The sequence below is a fragment of the Orbaceae bacterium lpD04 genome, assembly GCA_036251935.1.
Taxonomy (GTDB): Bacteria; Pseudomonadota; Gammaproteobacteria; order Enterobacterales; family Orbaceae; genus Orbus; species Orbus wheelerorum.
The window spans coordinates 877,989-894,507 of the sequence record CP133967.1 but is presented as its reverse complement, the minus strand read 5'-3'; the positions used below and the strand labels follow the sequence as shown (position 1 = coordinate 894,507).

Here is a 16,519-nt window from a genome sequence, read left to right as displayed (position 1 = left end):
ATTATTTTTTCCTAAGCGCTTTATGTAATAGATCATGGTGCGGCGCGTCATCTTGCCCTTCCCCATAGAAAACCGCTGCTCGTTCATCGTCAGTTAATACTGAAACGACTCTTGGATCTTCATCATCATGTAATTTATCACCCGATAAACTTAAATAACGTAATGCGCCGCCAAATGTTGTCATTAAATTTTGTGGTGTAAAGGTCGTTTTAGTTGGGCCTGTTGCAAGTACGGTTCGATTAAAGAGAACAACTTGATCACAAAACTCAGGCACACTACCTAAATTATGGGTAGAAACTAAAATAAGATGCCCTTCTGTTCGTAATGCTTTTAAGAGGTCAATAATCGCATTTTCAGTCTTAACATCAACCCCGGTAAAAGGCTCATCTAATAGTAAGACTTGGCCTTGCTGAGCAAGTGCTCTAGCTAAAAATACCCGTTTTTTTTGCCCCCCTGAAAGCTCGCCAATTTGCCGATTCTTTAGTGCCGACATACTAACTCGCTCTAACGCCATATCAACTTGTTTTTTATCTTCTTTTGATGGGATCCTTAAAAAAGACATCCGACCATAGCGCCCCATCATGACAACATCAGAGACCAGAACAGGAAAATCCCAATCAACTTCTTCAGTTTGTGGCACGTAAGCAATAATATTTTGCTTTAACGCTTTAGTAACCGATAAATTATTTAGCGTGACAGTACCACTAATAGGTTTAACCATTCCCATAATACTTTTAAATAGCGTTGATTTGCCGCTACCATTAACGCCGACTAATGCACAGATAGTGCCGCCATTTAGTTTAAAACTCGTATTGTAAATTGCCGTGTGACCATTATTGTAAGTCACCGTAATATCATCAATATTGAGTACTATCGAATTATTGGGTGTATTCATCATTCAAAACCTTTAGCAATAGTTGCAACCGTAACAGCTAATAAATCAAGATAAGTAGGAACAGGCCCATCTTGTTTTGATAGCGAGTCAACATAAAGAACGCCACCATATTTAATACCGGTTTCACGGCTGACTTGGATAGCCGGTTTATTAGAAATAGTACTTTCACTAAAAATCACTGGAATATTATGTTTTCTAACCAGATCAATTACCGCTTTTACTTGTTTGGGTGTACCTTGCTGCTCAGCATTAATTGGCCATAAATAAGCTTCTTTAAAACCATAATCCCTTGCTAAGTAGCTAAATGCACCTTCACTGGTCAGTAACCAACGCTTGTCTTTTGGTATTACCGATAATTTATCACGTAGTGGCAAGTCCATCGCTTTTATTTTAGCCACATAATTTGCCGCATTTTGATTATAGATATCAGCATGGGTTGGATCATATTTAACGAATGCCTTGCGAATATTTTCGACATAGATAAGTCCTTCACTTGGTGACATCCATGCGTGAGGATTAGGATTGCCTCTATAACTACCTTCTTGAATTGGCATAGCTGAAATGCCATCTGTCACGATAACAGAGGGGACATTTTTAATATCTTGGAAAAATCGTTCAAACCAACGCTCTAAGTTTAAACCATTCCACAGCACCAAATCAGCAGACTGGGCTTTGACGAGGTCTTTGGGAGTCGGTTCATATTCATGAATTTCAGCACCAGGAATAGTTATTGATTCAACAATAGCTGCATCGCCTGCGATATTTTGTGCGATATCTTGAATAATTGTGAAAGTGGTGATGACTTTAAATTTTGTTTGTTGAGCATGAACCTGATAGCTAGACGTAACAAGCAATAAGGAAACTAAGAGAGGAAAAACGTTAAATTTTGTGATGCTACTATTGAATAATTTCATATAATAACCTTACGGCCAAATGTTAATGATAATTATTATCATTTAATAAATAAAAGTCAAATCTTTTATCTATCATACAAAAACCATTATTATGCATATAATAATGATTATACTTAATTTTACACTATAATGATATGTTACAACAAAAATTTAACGAAAACGATTTATGATTTGAATATTATTTGCCAATAATCCTGTTGTCGAACAACATAACATTGGCAATATAGTTGAAATGATGACCACTATACTACTGCTTTTTAAGCCAATAATGGTAGGGGCTTTGTTCTATTTGACTATCAATGAGTTGATGATCCATATGACGGCAAAACCCAGGAATATCCCTAACTGTTGCAGGATCGTCGGCAATAATATGCAAAACTTGCCCTGTTAACATTTCTCGAATTGTTTTTCTTACCAACATAATAGGCTCAGGGCAACGTAATCCTAATGTATCGAGTTCTCTATCTACTTTCATATTAAATTATTGAGTTAAAAAATAATTTACTTAAATAATGAGGAACGGCTTCATCTGCATTTGAACCAATAATTTCTAGATCAGGTAAACTATTTTTAAGTTCATCGCTGGCATTTTGCATAATGCATCCTTTACCAACCATTGATAGCATTTCAAAATCATTCATACCATCACCAAAGGCAATACTATCTTGCAGGGTGAAACCTAACTTATTTACCACAGCATTTAATGCATAGCCTTTTGAAACCTCACTTCCCATAACCTCTAAACAGTTTAACGTTGAAAAGGTGATACTGATTTTTGAACCATATTTCGCTTTTAACTGATTTTTAAGTTCAACTAAATGTAAATGTTGGCTCATATCACTTATTGTGAAATAAATTTTAGCGATATCAGAAGTGGCAAAATCAATCGGATCAAATAATCGATACTTGAAATTAGTTTCATTAAAAAAGCTAAGAGAATATTCATCTTCTTTATTAATTAACCAATCATCTCCACGATAAATATGGGTATAAACCAATGGATTATCCATTGCAACTTGAGCAACTTCATAAGCGATACTCGGTTCAAGGCTTTTACTATAAATTAAATTACCATTGCTATCATGAACCCTTGCGCCATTTGATGTGATCATAAATGCATCTATTTCCATATTTTCACGCATTTGTGCCACATCAATATGGTGCCTGCCAGTTGCAAAAACAAAATTAATTTTTTCTCGTCTCAAAGCTTGTAGAATTTTTTTGGTATAGTCGGATAAACAGTGTTGCGGGTTTAATAACGTACCATCAAGATCAGAGGCAACAACGCGAAACATAAACAGCCCTTATCAAATAAAATATTTGCGCAGATTATACTCCATCATGCAAAACCATTAAAGTAAATTAAAAACTGATTAATTGTGGGGTTATAAAAATAATCAACTCTCGTTTTTGTTGCTTTTTACTTTGATACTTAAATAAACCGCCAATAATTGGAAGTCGACTAACGCCAGGTACAGCCCGAGTTTCTTGATGTCGACTTTGTTGAAAAATTCCACCTAATACCAGTGTTTCACCATTATTAACTAACACTTGAGTTCTAATCTCTTGTGTATCAATTGCTAGCGCTTCACCGCCATCACTGCGTTTAATTGAGCGACCCGCAGTATTTTGAGTAATATATAACGTTAATTCTATTTGATCACCACTTAATACCCTTGGCGTGACTTCTAAACCTAATACTGCTTGTTTAAATTCAATCGATGTTACGCCATTGCTGCCACTTGACACTTCATAAGGGATCTCGGTGCCTTGCTTAATTGATGCCATTTGTTTATTTGCAGTAAGTAGCGTAGGACTTGCAATAATTTCTAATTGATTTTCAGCTTCAAGTGCTGATAACTCAAGATTTAGTAAATGATTTGACCGTTTAGCTAAATTAAATCCCAATGTTGCAGCTTTGCTTGCTAAACCTAAATTTATATCAAATTGATCAATTAATTGTGATGATGAGCCAGTATATCCCCATTTGATACCGAGTTCAGATAAACTTTCATTACTCATTGTTACAATTTGGGCTGAAATATGAACTTGAGCGATGGGTTTATCAAGCTGTTTAATTAACGTTATCACATTATCAATATTTTTTTTAATATCATAAATAACTAGGGTATTGGTTCTATCATCAATAAATACTTTTCCCCTTTCCGATAAGAGTTTTTGTTCTAAAATAACCGTTTGTAATGCCTTAAGATCAGTGTGATCCACTTTTAATGTAAAATAAACTAACGGTAATGATAATTCTTGCTCTATTTGCGCTTTACGCTGCTGATCTAATAATAATTTAGGATCAGCTTTAGCGGTAATAATGAGTATATTATTATCGATTATATATTGTAGCTTTGCATTATCCGTAATAATTGTTAATGCTTTATACCAATCAATATTGGTTAATTTAACCGTTTGTAAGAGATCAAGTTCACCGTCTAAAATAAGATTGAACTGCCGATAGTCAGCCAACGTTTGCAAAATAATACTTGTCGGGGCTTGATGAAAGTTAAGTGAGATCAAATTATCAACATCATTACTACCCATTGCATAACGATTAACTGTAAAATTAGCCAATATAAAATATATCATTAACTTAACGACGATGGTTAATCGCATCATTATTTCCTCCTACAAATATCATGTTATACGTAATTCTTTTTTTGCAATAATGGGGCAAATCAGCTTGCCATGTGATGTACTTTGGCGATATATCAATAATCAGCCACGGCATCAATGATATTGGCGCCACGACTTCGTTAATAATTAGCCATTCACCTTGATTTGATAACCCAATAATTGGGTCAATATGCTGTTTAGTTGAAAATAAGCCAATATAGCCTTGATATTGCCACAAACTAAGTTTTGACATTAGTTGGTCTTTTAATTCATCACACGATAATGCTGGAGGCAATAAGAATGGATTTTTGACTATCGCAAAAGGCGTTTTTAGTTGTAAAAATAAGATTAAGAGCGAGCTAAATAGAATATTAATATATTTTTTCATGGTGCTTTTGCCTGTTTACCTTGATAAAAAATAGACAGCAAAAAAACTAAACTATCTGCCTTGCGAATAACGGATATTCGATTAATTGAAATATTAAGATTAAGTTTTGATAGCTGATAAATAAATTGGATTAAAGCGTGATAATTTCCTTGTAGCGTAAAATTAACATTGCAATTATTGTTGTCATCTTGACGATCTAAATCAATAAGGGTTAATTGATTATTAAGTAATTGCTGTGAAATAATTTGAATAACTTTATTGATAGAATAATTACTATAATTTTGACGCTGCACCTCAAGCATTTCGATATCGGTAATTAATTGTTGGTACTTCGGATAACTATCGAGTTTATTATTAAGTATTAGCGCTTCATCTTGCAAATGTTTACCTTCTCGCTTTTCACTTTGGTACTGCTCTTGAAAAGGAATAACCCATAAGTAGTAAGTGATTAAGCCTAAAAAAATAAAACTGATCGTTATCATGCTATAACGCAGCATGGCTGAACGATAAAGAAGCTTATCGAGTTTTTCAATCAGCATTTTGTTGCACCAAATATGCTAATTGAATATCAAAGGTGAATTCTAATAAATATTGCTGCTTTTTGATCGATACAATCTTATGCACCCCTGTTATATCGTGCTGATATAATAAATTTGAGAATGTTAAAATATCAGCATAAAAGAAACTCTCACCTTTGAGCTCAAGAATATTGCCTTGATATGATAATGAGCCTAACCATATTCCATCAGGAACAGTTTTCGCAATGAGTGTTAAATAATTAACCAGCAAAGTTAATTGCTGTTTTAGGCTATCTTGTTTGGCAAGATCTGATTTTAGTTGTAACCAAGTATTATTTAACTTAATTAATTGGACTAACTGCTGATTTTTTTGCGTTAACTCAGTATGGTATTGTTGATTTTTTAATAACTGTTCATTTAAATGCGGATATGCGTGTTGATCCCATAACCAAACCATCACACTATAAATTAAAAAATACCCCGCGATGACCGCCAAAAAATGGGTCCTCTTATATTTTTGTTGTTTTTCACGCCAAGGTAAAAAATTAATGCCGGTTAGTGTTGGTAATAGAGCAAGCAGTTCAACATCAGCTATAGGCAACGGAGTATTTGCACCGTTTTCAATCATAGTTGTTGTGATACCAACAAAACTTAAGTTATCTTGGGCAAATAACGCAATATAGCGTTCGATAAATTCATAATGATAGGCATAAATAGTTAACGACTTGCTGTTCGTACCACCTGATTCAGGCAGATAATCATAACAAAGGCGCTGCTTAGTATGAAAGATTTTAGCCAGTGAATTTTTAATATAATGTTTAATTTCATATGCATTTAAATCAGTGTTAGGTAAAGGTAACTCAGCTTGCATAACTGCCTTGTCAGCAAAAATAATACGATAAGCCACCTTATTTTTTGGCCTATTTTTTATAAGTCCATAAAATTGCTGTTTAAGCTTTGTTAAGGGAAAATCAAAAATATTGATATTGTCATTCGTTGTAATTGCGATATGTTGCCTAGCGATAATCGTTGCTTGCTTTGCCTCAATATTAATCATAAAACCCGTTACATCTGCACTTTGAATAAAAAAGGTAATATAGTACAAATTAATAATATCCAACTTAGTTAAAATCTGATGCTATTTTCCAAAAAATAATAGCTAAAGCCGTAAGAAAATATCAGTTATGTTAAAAATATCGCAAAAAATGTTTAAATTTAAGACGAATTAACAATAATTTGCAGAAAAATGAAAAAAACAGTTGACTGAAAAACAAGGATCCTTATAATGCTTTTCCACACGGTAAGGGTGATTAGCTCAGTTGGGAGAGCACCTCCCTTACAAGGAGGGGGTCACTGGTTCGAACCCGGTATCACCCACCAATTCTTACTGTGTAACTTTATCTTTGAAATATTTATTTCTTAGATTTGGGGTGATTAGCTCAGTTGGGAGAGCACCTCCCTTACAAGGAGGGGGTCACTGGTTCGAACCCGGTATCACCCACCATCTTTTAGATGGTATTAGTAAAAAGTTTTTTATTACCTATTTGGGTCGTTAGCTCAGTCGGTAGAGCAGCGGACTTTTAATCCGTTGGTCGAAGGTTCGAATCCTTCACGACCCACCAAATTTTAGAGATCACCTGATGGTGGTTTTTTTATGCCTACGATTTGATAACACAAAACTTGGATGAGAACCTAAGGTTCGACTAATCTGTCAGGAACAGATTAGCAGTTGCTTTAGCAACTCGCTCGTAGAGCCGAGTCACATGATGTGACGAGACAATCCTTCAAGGCCTACCATTTTTAGAGATCACCTGATGGTGGTTTTTTTATGCCTACGATTTGATAACACAAAACTTGGATGAGAACCTAAGGTTCGACTAATCTGTCAGGAACAGATTAGCAGTTGCTTTAGCAACTCGCTCGTAGAGCCGAGTCACATGATGTGACGAGACAATCCTTCAAGGCCTACCATTTTTAGAGATCACCTGATGGTGATTTTTTTATGCCTGCGATTTGATAACACAAAACTTGGATAAGAACCTAAGGTTCGACTAATCTGTCAGGAACAGATTAGCAGTTGCTTTAGCAACTCGCTCGTAGAGCCGAGTCACACGATGTGACGAGACAATCCTTCAAGGCCTACCATTTTTAGAGATCACCTGATGGTGATTTTTTTATGTCTGCGATTTATTTTATCCAACAAAAATTATAGCGTTTCCACATCGAAATGTTGCACATTTGTGATATCTATCTATTTATTGCCGCATTTTTGTGATTAACAATTAGTTTTAGCACATTAAATTAAATATTGTTTGACCGATATCATTTGCGCATCGTTTAATGTAATTGCATTAACAATACAAATTTAATTTATGCACATTTGTGCTTAAATTCAACATGTTAGGAGCGATTATGCCAAACGATGAGTTAAAACTATTAATTAATATTGCGCAGCTTTATTATGAGGATAACTTAACTCAAGCTGAAATATCAGCAAAACTAGGCATTTATCGCACAACGATTAGCCGTTTATTAAAAAAAGCGCAACAACAGCAAGTCATCACCTTCAAGATTAATTACACTCTCTGTCAAACCTCTTTACTCGAAAAGCAATTAAAAGAACATTTTAAATTACATGAGGTGATTATTGTTGATACACAAAAAGATGAGGATCTTGATATTAAATTACAAAAAATGGGATATGCTGGCGCGACGTACTTACAAAAAATAATTACCAACCAAGACATTATTGGTTTTTCATGGGGAAGTTCTTTAGCTGCAGTTGCCAATCAACTTGATAGCTCAATCCATAAAGATGCACTTTGTGTGCCAATGGTTGGCGGCCCGGCAGGAAAACTGAACAGTCAATTTCATGTCAATACTATCGTCTATAATATCGCCACTAAACTTCATAGTCGCTCACTATTAATGGACTTCCCTGCTATTTTAGAAGAAAAATCACTACGTGATGCTATCGTTAAATCTCAACATTATAATCAAATCGCTGCTTATTGGCCTAAATTGACGATTGCAATGTTTGGTATTGGCTCATGTAATATTTCAAACAGTTCAATATGGCATGGTTTTTATGGTGATGATGACCAAATTGAAACTCTTGAAAATAAACCGATTGCAGGTGACATTTGTTCACGTTTTTTTGACCATCAAGGTGATAGTGTACAAACCAATATTTCAGATAAAATCATTAACATTACATTAGACCAATTAAAAATGGCTAAATATCGTATTGGTATTGCGCAGTCTAGTGAAAAAGTCGATGCAATTATTGCCGCTATTTCAGCTGGCTATATCAATGTACTAATTACAACTAAAGGCACTGCCCAGTCAATTCTAACCCAGCTTATTCCGCCAGATTAACTTATCGCGCCTTAGCTTTATAACCAAGTTATTTTTTACCAACTAGCTATTTTAATTACATTTAAAACCGGCAAGAGGATTCTTTTATGCGAAATTGGCAATACCTCAACCTAAATAACGTCATAGTAAAGGAGCATTATTAATGATCAATATCATCATGTGTGGTCATGGGCAACTCGCTATCGCCATGAAAGAATCAATAGCGATGATTTATGGTGATGTTGAAAACATCATTGCAATTGATTTTAACAAAGGTGAAAACCGTGAAACGTTAGTACAAAAAATGTCTGAAGTTATCAATTTTGATGCAGAGACATTAATTGTTGTCGATTTATTTGGTGGTAGCCCCTATAACGCTGCGGCAGAAATCGCCTTTAACGCACCAAATATTGAGATGATTTGTGGTATGTCATTACCTTTGTGCCTTGAAATGATTGATAACATAGCGAACATGTCGCTGAGTGAAATGACAAATTATTTGGTTCAAGTAGGTAAGCATTGTGTACAAAAATTTAATAAAACTGTCATACAAAATGAAGAAGAAGAGGACTTTATATGATTATTAACTTTGCACGGATTGATGACCGCCTTATTCATGGACAAGTTACCACCGTTTGGGTAAAAGAGGCAAAAGCTGAGCGCATTATTATCTGTAATGATGCGATTTATGAAGATGATTTACGCAAAACATTATTAAAACAAGCTGCGCCGCCGGGAATTAAAGTTAATGTTGTTAATATTGATAAAGCAGTTTCAGTTTATAACAACCCTAAATATGAGCAAGAGACGGTATTTTATTTATTCACCAATCCTAAAGATGTATTAGCCGTTGTGGAAAAAGGCGTGCCAATTAAATCGATCAATATTGGTGGAATGGCATATAAAGAAGGAAAAACACAAATAACCAAATCCGTATCATTAGATAAAAATGATGTTGATGCGTTTAATCAGCTAAACGAATTGAATATTAAGCTAGATTTAAGAGTAGTTTACAGTGATCCATCAATTGATTTTATCAAAAAAATTAATGAAGTTGATATTGCTTAGTAGCATTATATTGAGGATATGATTATGGAGATGAGTGTATTACAAATAATTTTACTATTTATTTATGCTTGTATTGCCGGTATTGGCAGTGTACTCGATGAGTTTCAAACACATCGACCATTAATTGCTTGTACGATGGTAGGTTTAATTTTAGGTGATGTTGAAAAAGGCGTTATTTTAGGCGGGTTCCTAGAGTTTATTGCCTTAGGGTGGATGAACATTGGCGCTGCGCAATCACCTGATTCAGCACTAGCAAGCATTATCTCAACAATCTTAGTTATTGTAGGTAAACAAGACATACCAACAGGTATTGCCATTGCGCTACCCGTTGCGGCGGCTGGACAAATTTTAACGGTATTTTCACGCACTATTACGGTATTTTTCCAGCATGCGGCAGATAGAGCAGCGCTACAAGCTAAATTTCATACATTAGATTTATTGCATGTTTCAGCACTATTTGTACAAGCGTTACGCGTTGCTATTCCCTCGCTAATTATTGCTATTTATGTTGATGCGACAACATTAAATTCGCTACTTAACGATATTCCAGATGTCATTACCCGAGGCTTACAAGTTGCGGGAGGATTCATTGTGGTAGTTGGCTATGCCATGGTACTTAATATGATGTGGGTTAAATACCTTGTGCCGTTCTTTTTTGCCGGTTTTTTAGTCGGCGGATATCTTGATTTTAGTTTACTCGCGTTTGGTGCATTAGGGGCAATTATTGCAATTATCTATATTCAACTTAATCCTAACTATAGAAAATTGCCGGCAGTTGCTACGTCAACAACTGATAATGTTGCTTTTGATGAATTGGATGATTAAGGAGCTTTATAATGAGTGAATATAAAAATAAACTAACAAAGTCAGATTTAATTAACATATTCTTACGATCTAATTTACAGCAAGCCTCGTTTAATTATGAACGGATCCATGCACTTGGCTTTTGCTTTGATATGATACCTGCGATCAAGCGTTTATATAAAAATAAAGATGACCAAATTGCCGCATTAAAACGTCATTTAGTTTTTTTTAATACTACACCTGCGATATCAGGCCCAGTTATCGGAGTGACGGCCGCTATGGAAGAAGCGAAAGCAAATGGCGCTGATATTGATGAAGTTACCATTAATAGTATCAAAGTCGGCCTGATGGGACCTTTAGCGGGTGTTGGCGATCCGTTAATATGGGGTACTTTGCGCCCTATCACCGCGGCACTTGGTGCGTCACTTGCTATAACAGGCAATATTATAGGGCCTATTTTATTTTTCGTTCTCTTTAATGCTGTTCGCTTAGCATTAAAGTGGTTCGGCTTACAATACGGTTTCAATAAAGGGATCAATATTGTTAAGGATATGGCTAATAATATCTTACAAAAACTGACTGAAGGCGCATCCATTTTAGGGCTATTTATTATGGGAGTTTTAGTCACTAAATGGACAACGATCAACACGCCACTGATTATTTCAACTACCTTATCACCCGATGGCACAAAGTCAGTGACTACACTACAAAATATCCTTAATGACCTATGCCCAGGTTTATTAGCGCTTGGTTTAACATTATTGATGATGAAATTATTACGGAAAAAAATAAGCCCCATTACACTCATTTTTGTACTTTTTGCTATGGGAATTTTAGGCTATTGGCTAGGTATCTTAGTTTAATTGGGCTTTGGCTAAATATCACAATATAAGACAACTTATCGATAAAATAAATGGATAGAGGTTATTATGTTTACAACAGCATTACGCTTATATGGCAAAAACGATCTACGTTTAGAAAAATTTATGTTACCTAAGCTACAAGATGATGAAATATTAGCTAAAGTGATTTGTGATAGTATCTGCTTCTCAACTTGGAAAGAAGTGAATCAAGGCGAAAACCACAAAAAAGTGCCAAATGATGTCGCAAATAATCCAATTATTGTTGGCCATGAATTTTGTGGCGAAATAGTGAGTGTCGGTAAAAAATGGCAAACACAATTTAAGGTTGGTGAAAAATATGTGGTACAAGCTAATCTGCAATTACCCTCTCTTGCTTGCCCTGGTTACTCATTTCCATATATTGGCGGTGAAGCAACTTATATTATTATTCCAAAAGAAGTCTTAAATCAAAATTGTTTACTTGCTTATAAGGGTAAAACTTTTTTTGAAGGCGCATTAATTGAGCCTTTATCATGCGTGATCGGTGCTTTTAATGCTAATTACCATCTAGTTGAAGGAAGTTATAATCATAAAATGGGGATTAAACCCAATGGTAATTTGATTATTATGGGGGGAATGGGGCCAATGGGTATGCTCGCAATTGATTATGCTTTACACGGGCCAATTAATCCTAAACGAGTTATTGTAACAGGAAGAACGCAAAGTAAGATTGATTATTGCCAAAAGCATTATCCCTCTGAAACTCACTGCGAGGTGATTTATGTTAATGTAGCACAGTTTACTGATCTTAATGAGCAAAAACGTCATTTGATGCAGCTAGTGGATAATGAAGGCTATGATGATGTGTTTATCTTTGTCCCAGAAAAAGAGTTAATTACTATTGGCTCTGCTATTTTAGCAACCGATGGCTGCTTTAACTTTTTTGCTGGGCCACAAGATAGTCAGTTTGAAGCTACAATCAATTTTTATGATATCCACTATGCATTTACACACTATGTCGGTACTTCTGGTGGTAATACTGACGATATGCGTGAAGGAATTAAATTAATTGAGCAGAAAAAAATTAACGTCAATAAAATTGTTACTCATATTTTAGGATTAGATACAGCGGCATATGTGACAATGAACCAACCCACCATTTCTGGTGGAAAAAAAGTTATTTACACTCAAAAATCATTACCATTAATTGATTTACCTAAATTAATTAGCCAAGAACAAAGTGAGCCATTTTATATCGAGTTGAAAAAAATCTTAGTTAAAACTGAGGGAATTTGGTCAAAAGAAGCGGAAGACTATATATTAAAATATGCTGATAATATTGAATAATGATAAAAAGGCGCAATTTAAATCACCAAATTGCGCCTTATTCTCGTATCAACAATTACAGTAACAAAATTTTTTATTGCCCTGCTTTTACTGCTTTATAAAACCCGTCTAATGTATCTTTAGCATTTTGCAACTCTTGTTGTTTTTCTGCTAATTTAGCTTGTTGTTTAGCAATTTTTTTAGTATTACCTTCTAACTGAGCTTGTTTTAGATCAGCTTGTTTTTCTTGTACATCGTTTAATTTATCTTGTACTTTTTCTTTATATTTTTTTTCTAGATCACTATTTGTACAATAAGAATTAACATCGCTTAATGCTTTTTCTAAGCCTTTTACTTGATAGGTATTATTGGCTTTTTTAGCATAATCAATTTGAGTTTGTATCGCGCTTTTTTTACCAGCGCACGTTGAACCATCATAATCTTGATGATTAGCTAAAGCATTAAAAGAGATAGCTGCCGCTAATGTAATAAAACTCACTTTAATTATTTTGTTCATAAATATGGATCCTTATATTGTTACTAATTAACTTATTTTCTAAGTTGAACGCTATCGATACGATGATCGAAACCTTTTGTTAATATCAAGCTCGCTCTTTCTCGTGTTGGTAAAATATTTTCAATCAGATTTAATTCATTAATACTTTTCCAAATTTTTTCAGCTCTTGCAAGCGCATCACTTTCTGAAATCTGTGAATAGTGATGAAAATAAGAGTTAGGATCGCTAAATGCTCCCGCCCTAAAATTTAAAAAACGATTAATATACCAATCATGTAGTAATGTTATTTCAGCATCTACATAAATCGAAAAATCAACATAATCAGAGACGAATACTCGATTATTTGCCACACTACTATTTAGTGGGCTTTGCAATACATTTAGTCCTTCAAGAATTAAAATATCAGGACTTTCTATTTCAACTGTTTCACCTTCAACAATATCATAAACAAGATGTGAATAAACCGGCGCTGACACATGTTTAACACCCGATTTAATATCTGACACAAATTGAAGTAGCTTTTTTACGTCATATGATTGAGGAAAACCTTTCTTATTCATTATATTGCGTTCTTCAAGCACCTTATTAGGATGCAAAAAACCATCTGTCGTCACTAAAGCCACTTTAGGGTGTTCTGGCCAACTTGCGAGTAGAGCTTTTAATACTCGGGCTGTTGTGCTTTTGCCAACAGCAACGCTACCTGCAATTCCTATAATATACGGCACTTTATGATGAGTACCTAAAAATTTTGACAATACTGCTTGCTGCGTAAAATTATGACTAATGTAATAATTTAACAATCGAGATAAAGGTAAATAAATTGTACTGACTTCCTCTATCGATAAATCTTCATTAATACCTTGTAATGAAACAAGTTCTTCAGCGCTTAACGTCATAGGTACTGCATTACGTAAAGCAGCCCACTCTTTACGGTTAAATTGCATATAAGGGCTTAAATGATTATTCATAGTAAAATTATCGTAATTTGATGTTGATAGCGTTTATATTTGAATTGATTTTTACTTATCAAAATCAATAAAGCAATAAATAAAAGTAAATATTAGCGATTAATATAACTATTATTATAATTAAAATCCAAGATATACTGCTATTTCATCTAACTTAAGTGTATAATTCGTTTCATTCCTAGTAATTAATCATGATGATAATCATCAATTATTAATAAAATATTAAGTAACCCATTTTATGATAAAAAAGAAACCTAAACAAAGTCGCGAAGAAATAAATGAAAAATCTAAGCAACTAAAACGTAAACGAAAACACAAAGGTTTACCTAGCGGCTCTCGTTTTAAGAATGGCGAAAGCGATTCAAGCAAGTCGCAAAAAGAGGTCCATGACTCACGAATTGGTAGTAAAAAAGCAATTCCGTTAATCGCAACTAAACCGACGAATAAACCTGCGGTAAAAAAAGCGTCAGATACGGCTATAAAGCAAACGCCAGAACAAGAATTAAAGCAATTAGAAAATGACCCTTATTTAGAAAAGCTGCTTGATCTTATCGATGAAGGAGAAGCCCTTACTAGTAAACAACAGCAAGATCTTGACCGAATCCTAGATCGCATTGATGCATTAATGAAACTACTCGGTTATACCGATGAAGATGATGATCTTGATGATGAAGATGATGATTTTGCAACTAAAGAAGATATTGTTGGTTTACTAAAAAAACGTTAATAGTATGCTAATGTTAATTATGCTTAGTTTATATATTGGTTTGTTCGTTTGTACAATCCTTTATTTGAAAAAACTAGGCAAAAAAAGAAACACTTTAAAAACCAAAAGAAAGCAAATAGCGATTAATGAGCGACGCAAAAATAATAGCAATGGCAATACAAGAAAATAAGTCTGATATAATTTGGGATCAAGAGCTAATTCAGAAATATAATTACTCAGGGCCTAGGTATACATCTTATCCTACCGCATTAGAGTTTAATGAGCAGTTTTCTGAACATGATTTTCTTAAGGCTGCGCAGCGGTATCCAAATAAACCCTTGTCGCTTTATGTACATATACCGTTTTGTCATAAGCTTTGTTATTTTTGTGGTTGCAATAAAATTGTTACTAGACATCGGCATAAAGTCGATGTTTATTTGCATGTGTTAAAGCAAGAGATAATCAACCGCTCGGCACTCTTTAAGCATCGCACGGTTACACAAATGCATTGGGGTGGCGGGACGCCTACATTTTTAACTGATGATGAAATTTCATGGTTAATGTCTAGTTTAAGGCAATCGTTCCATTTTGCAGATAATGCGGAGTTATCAATAGAAATCGATCCAAGGGAAATTACTACGGGTACGATTCAACACCTTGCGAAAGAAGGATTCAACCGTCTTAGTATGGGAATTCAAGATTTTAATCCTGAAATTCAAAACCTAATTAATCGTCAGCAAGATGAGGATCTTATTGAGTCGTTAATCGGGCAAGCAAAAATTAGTCGCTTTTCATCTATCAGCTTAGATTTAATTTACGGCTTACCAAAACAGACTGTAGATAATTTTATGCAAACACTTGAAAAAGTGGTGAAGCTTTCACCCGATCGCTTAAGTGTATTTAACTATGCTCATTTACCTGCTCGCTTTGCCGCGCAGCGTAAAATCAAAGATGATGATCTGCCATCCGCTCAAGAAAAAGTTAAAATTTTACAAAGCTGTATCGAATATCTAACCCATCATGGCTATAACTATATTGGTATGGATCATTTTGCAAAACCAACCGATGAACTTGCTATTGCCCAGCAAAAAGGAATTTTGCATCGTAACTTTCAAGGGTATACAACTCAAGGTGAAGCTGATTTATTAGGCCTTGGAGTATCTGCAATTAGCATGATTGGTGATAGTTATGCACAAAACCAAAAAGAGCTTAATCTTTATCAAGAGCAAGTAGAAAAATCAGGTCATGCCCTATGGAAAGGCTATACGATGACGGAAGATGATAAAATTCGCCGCGATGTGATTAAACAGCTAATTTGCCATTTCTATTTAGATAAATCAGTTATTGAAGAACGTTATAATATTCAATTTGATCAGTATTTTAAAGAAGATCTTTCCCTATTATCAACTTTACAACAAGATGGCTTAGTTGATAATAACCATGATTCAATTGTCGTTTCAGCAAAAGGACGATTATTGATTCGCAATATCTGCATGTGTTTTGATATCTATATGCGCAAAATAGCTAGGCAACAGCAATTCTCACGTGTGATTTAATATCATTATTAGCTGTGATTATTAATAGTCTGATA

Annotated in this window: 18 protein-coding genes and 3 tRNA genes; 11 read left to right on the top strand and 10 right to left on the bottom strand. The window is 34.5% G+C overall.

Annotation, left to right across the window (positions count from 1 at the left end; all coding sequences use genetic code 11):
- Nucleotide 1 precedes the first annotated feature (1 nt).
- From RHO14_04120 to RHO14_04085, 8 genes are all read right to left on the bottom strand, one after another.
- Nucleotides 2–898, bottom strand: a complete 897-nt coding sequence (locus RHO14_04120) for an ATP-binding cassette domain-containing protein (protein WVD71989.1) — start codon at nt 896–898, stop codon at nt 2–4.
- Nucleotides 895–1,809, bottom strand: a complete 915-nt coding sequence (locus RHO14_04115) for a metal ABC transporter substrate-binding protein (GenBank protein WVD71988.1) — start codon at nt 1,807–1,809, stop codon at nt 895–897. The genes RHO14_04120 and RHO14_04115 overlap by 4 nt, the downstream gene beginning before the upstream one ends.
- A 247-nt stretch (nt 1,810–2,056) precedes the next feature.
- The gene (tusA, locus tag RHO14_04110; protein WVD71987.1) at nt 2,057–2,284 is read right to left on the bottom strand and encodes a sulfurtransferase TusA; all 228 of its coding nucleotides are present in this window, start codon (nt 2,282–2,284) and stop codon (nt 2,057–2,059) included.
- A 1-nt stretch (nt 2,285) separates the two neighbouring features.
- Entirely contained in the window at nt 2,286–3,104 is an 819-nt protein-coding gene (locus RHO14_04105; GenBank protein ID WVD71986.1) for a Cof-type HAD-IIB family hydrolase, read from the bottom strand.
- 67 nt (nt 3,105–3,171) lie between these two features.
- Nucleotides 3,172–4,437, bottom strand: a complete 1,266-nt coding sequence (locus tag RHO14_04100) for a secretin N-terminal domain-containing protein (GenBank protein WVD71985.1) — start codon at nt 4,435–4,437, stop codon at nt 3,172–3,174.
- The gene (locus RHO14_04095) at nt 4,412–4,822 is read right to left on the bottom strand and encodes a hypothetical protein (protein WVD71984.1); all 411 of its coding nucleotides are present in this window, start codon (nt 4,820–4,822) and stop codon (nt 4,412–4,414) included. Before RHO14_04095 ends, RHO14_04100 begins: the two co-directional genes overlap by 26 nt.
- Entirely contained in the window at nt 4,819–5,361 is a 543-nt protein-coding gene (locus tag RHO14_04090; GenBank protein ID WVD71983.1) for a hypothetical protein, read from the bottom strand. The genes RHO14_04095 and RHO14_04090 overlap by 4 nt, the downstream gene beginning before the upstream one ends.
- Nucleotides 5,351–6,445 (bottom strand): PilN domain-containing protein, encoded by a 1,095-nt coding sequence (locus tag RHO14_04085; protein ID WVD71982.1) that lies wholly within the window; start codon nt 6,443–6,445, stop codon nt 5,351–5,353. Before RHO14_04085 ends, RHO14_04090 begins: the two co-directional genes overlap by 11 nt.
- 199 nt (nt 6,446–6,644) lie before the next feature.
- Between RHO14_04085 and RHO14_04080 the strand changes: the two genes are divergently transcribed.
- The 9 genes from RHO14_04080 to RHO14_04040 all read left to right on the top strand — a co-directional run bounded on the left by RHO14_04080 (nt 6,645) and on the right by RHO14_04040 (nt 12,758).
- Nucleotides 6,645–6,720 (top strand) — tRNA-Val (locus RHO14_04080).
- 48 nt (nt 6,721–6,768) lie between these two features.
- Nucleotides 6,769–6,844: transfer RNA gene (locus tag RHO14_04075), tRNA-Val, on the top strand.
- Between the two features lie 42 nt (nt 6,845–6,886).
- Nucleotides 6,887–6,962 (top strand) — tRNA-Lys (locus RHO14_04070).
- Between the two features lie 790 nt (nt 6,963–7,752).
- Entirely contained in the window at nt 7,753–8,718 is a 966-nt protein-coding gene (locus RHO14_04065; GenBank protein WVD71981.1) for a sugar-binding transcriptional regulator, read from the top strand.
- 142 nt (nt 8,719–8,860) lie between these two features.
- Nucleotides 8,861–9,277, top strand: a complete 417-nt coding sequence (locus tag RHO14_04060; GenBank protein ID WVD71980.1) for a mannose/fructose/sorbose PTS transporter subunit IIA — start codon at nt 8,861–8,863, stop codon at nt 9,275–9,277.
- Nucleotides 9,274–9,765, top strand: coding sequence for a mannose/fructose/sorbose PTS transporter subunit IIB (locus RHO14_04055; protein WVD71979.1), 492 nt, complete (start codon nt 9,274–9,276; stop codon nt 9,763–9,765). Before RHO14_04060 ends, RHO14_04055 begins: the two co-directional genes overlap by 4 nt.
- Nucleotides 9,766–9,789: 24 nt before the next feature.
- A complete protein-coding gene (locus RHO14_04050; protein ID WVD71978.1) occupies nt 9,790–10,590 on the top strand; it encodes a PTS mannose/fructose/sorbose transporter subunit IIC in 801 nt (266 codons plus the stop codon).
- 11 nt (nt 10,591–10,601) lie between these two features.
- Nucleotides 10,602–11,432, top strand: coding sequence for a PTS system mannose/fructose/sorbose family transporter subunit IID (locus tag RHO14_04045; protein WVD71977.1), 831 nt, complete (start codon nt 10,602–10,604; stop codon nt 11,430–11,432).
- 66 nt (nt 11,433–11,498) lie between these two features.
- Nucleotides 11,499–12,758: a zinc-binding dehydrogenase gene (locus tag RHO14_04040; GenBank protein ID WVD71976.1), complete on the top strand. Its 1,260-nt coding sequence runs from the start codon at nt 11,499–11,501 to the stop codon at nt 12,756–12,758.
- Nucleotides 12,759–12,831: 73 nt separating this feature from the next.
- Here RHO14_04040 and RHO14_04035 read toward each other — a convergent pair whose 3' ends face one another.
- Together RHO14_04035 and coaA are read right to left on the bottom strand one after the other, a co-directional pair.
- Nucleotides 12,832–13,254, bottom strand: a complete 423-nt coding sequence (locus RHO14_04035) for a DUF1090 domain-containing protein (GenBank protein ID WVD71975.1) — start codon at nt 13,252–13,254, stop codon at nt 12,832–12,834.
- Nucleotides 13,255–13,286: 32 nt separating this feature from the next.
- Nucleotides 13,287–14,222: a type I pantothenate kinase gene (gene coaA, locus RHO14_04030; protein WVD71974.1), complete on the bottom strand. Its 936-nt coding sequence runs from the start codon at nt 14,220–14,222 to the stop codon at nt 13,287–13,289.
- A 238-nt stretch (nt 14,223–14,460) separates the two neighbouring features.
- Between coaA and yihI the strand changes: the two genes are divergently transcribed.
- Entirely contained in the window at nt 14,461–14,949 is a 489-nt protein-coding gene (yihI, locus tag RHO14_04025) for a Der GTPase-activating protein YihI (protein ID WVD71973.1), read from the top strand.
- A 125-nt stretch (nt 14,950–15,074) separates the two neighbouring features.
- Nucleotides 15,075–16,484: an oxygen-independent coproporphyrinogen III oxidase gene (gene hemN, locus RHO14_04020; protein ID WVD71972.1), complete on the top strand. Its 1,410-nt coding sequence runs from the start codon at nt 15,075–15,077 to the stop codon at nt 16,482–16,484.
- Nucleotides 16,485–16,519 lie beyond the last annotated feature (35 nt).

Coding starts and splice junctions, on each gene's coding strand:
- RHO14_04120 (WVD71989.1), bottom strand. CDS start 898: ATGATGAATACACCCAATAATTCGATAGTACTCAATATTGATGATATT.
- RHO14_04115 (WVD71988.1), bottom strand. CDS start 1,809: ATGAAATTATTCAATAGTAGCATCACAAAATTTAACGTTTTTCCTCTC.
- tusA (WVD71987.1), bottom strand. CDS start 2,284: ATGAAAGTAGATAGAGAACTCGATACATTAGGATTACGTTGCCCTGAG.
- RHO14_04105 (WVD71986.1), bottom strand. CDS start 3,104: ATGTTTCGCGTTGTTGCCTCTGATCTTGATGGTACGTTATTAAACCCG.
- RHO14_04100 (WVD71985.1), bottom strand. CDS start 4,437: ATGATGCGATTAACCATCGTCGTTAAGTTAATGATATATTTTATATTG.
- RHO14_04095 (WVD71984.1), bottom strand. CDS start 4,822: ATGAAAAAATATATTAATATTCTATTTAGCTCGCTCTTAATCTTATTT.
- RHO14_04090 (WVD71983.1), bottom strand. CDS start 5,361: ATGCTGATTGAAAAACTCGATAAGCTTCTTTATCGTTCAGCCATGCTG.
- RHO14_04065 (WVD71981.1), top strand. CDS start 7,753: ATGCCAAACGATGAGTTAAAACTATTAATTAATATTGCGCAGCTTTAT.
- RHO14_04060 (WVD71980.1), top strand. CDS start 8,861: ATGATCAATATCATCATGTGTGGTCATGGGCAACTCGCTATCGCCATG.
- RHO14_04055 (WVD71979.1), top strand. CDS start 9,274: ATGATTATTAACTTTGCACGGATTGATGACCGCCTTATTCATGGACAA.
- RHO14_04050 (WVD71978.1), top strand. CDS start 9,790: ATGGAGATGAGTGTATTACAAATAATTTTACTATTTATTTATGCTTGT.
- RHO14_04045 (WVD71977.1), top strand. CDS start 10,602: ATGAGTGAATATAAAAATAAACTAACAAAGTCAGATTTAATTAACATA.
- RHO14_04040 (WVD71976.1), top strand. CDS start 11,499: ATGTTTACAACAGCATTACGCTTATATGGCAAAAACGATCTACGTTTA.
- RHO14_04035 (WVD71975.1), bottom strand. CDS start 13,254: ATGAACAAAATAATTAAAGTGAGTTTTATTACATTAGCGGCAGCTATC.
- coaA (WVD71974.1), bottom strand. CDS start 14,222: ATGAATAATCATTTAAGCCCTTATATGCAATTTAACCGTAAAGAGTGG.
- yihI (WVD71973.1), top strand. CDS start 14,461: ATGATAAAAAAGAAACCTAAACAAAGTCGCGAAGAAATAAATGAAAAA.
- hemN (WVD71972.1), top strand. CDS start 15,075: ATGAGCGACGCAAAAATAATAGCAATGGCAATACAAGAAAATAAGTCT.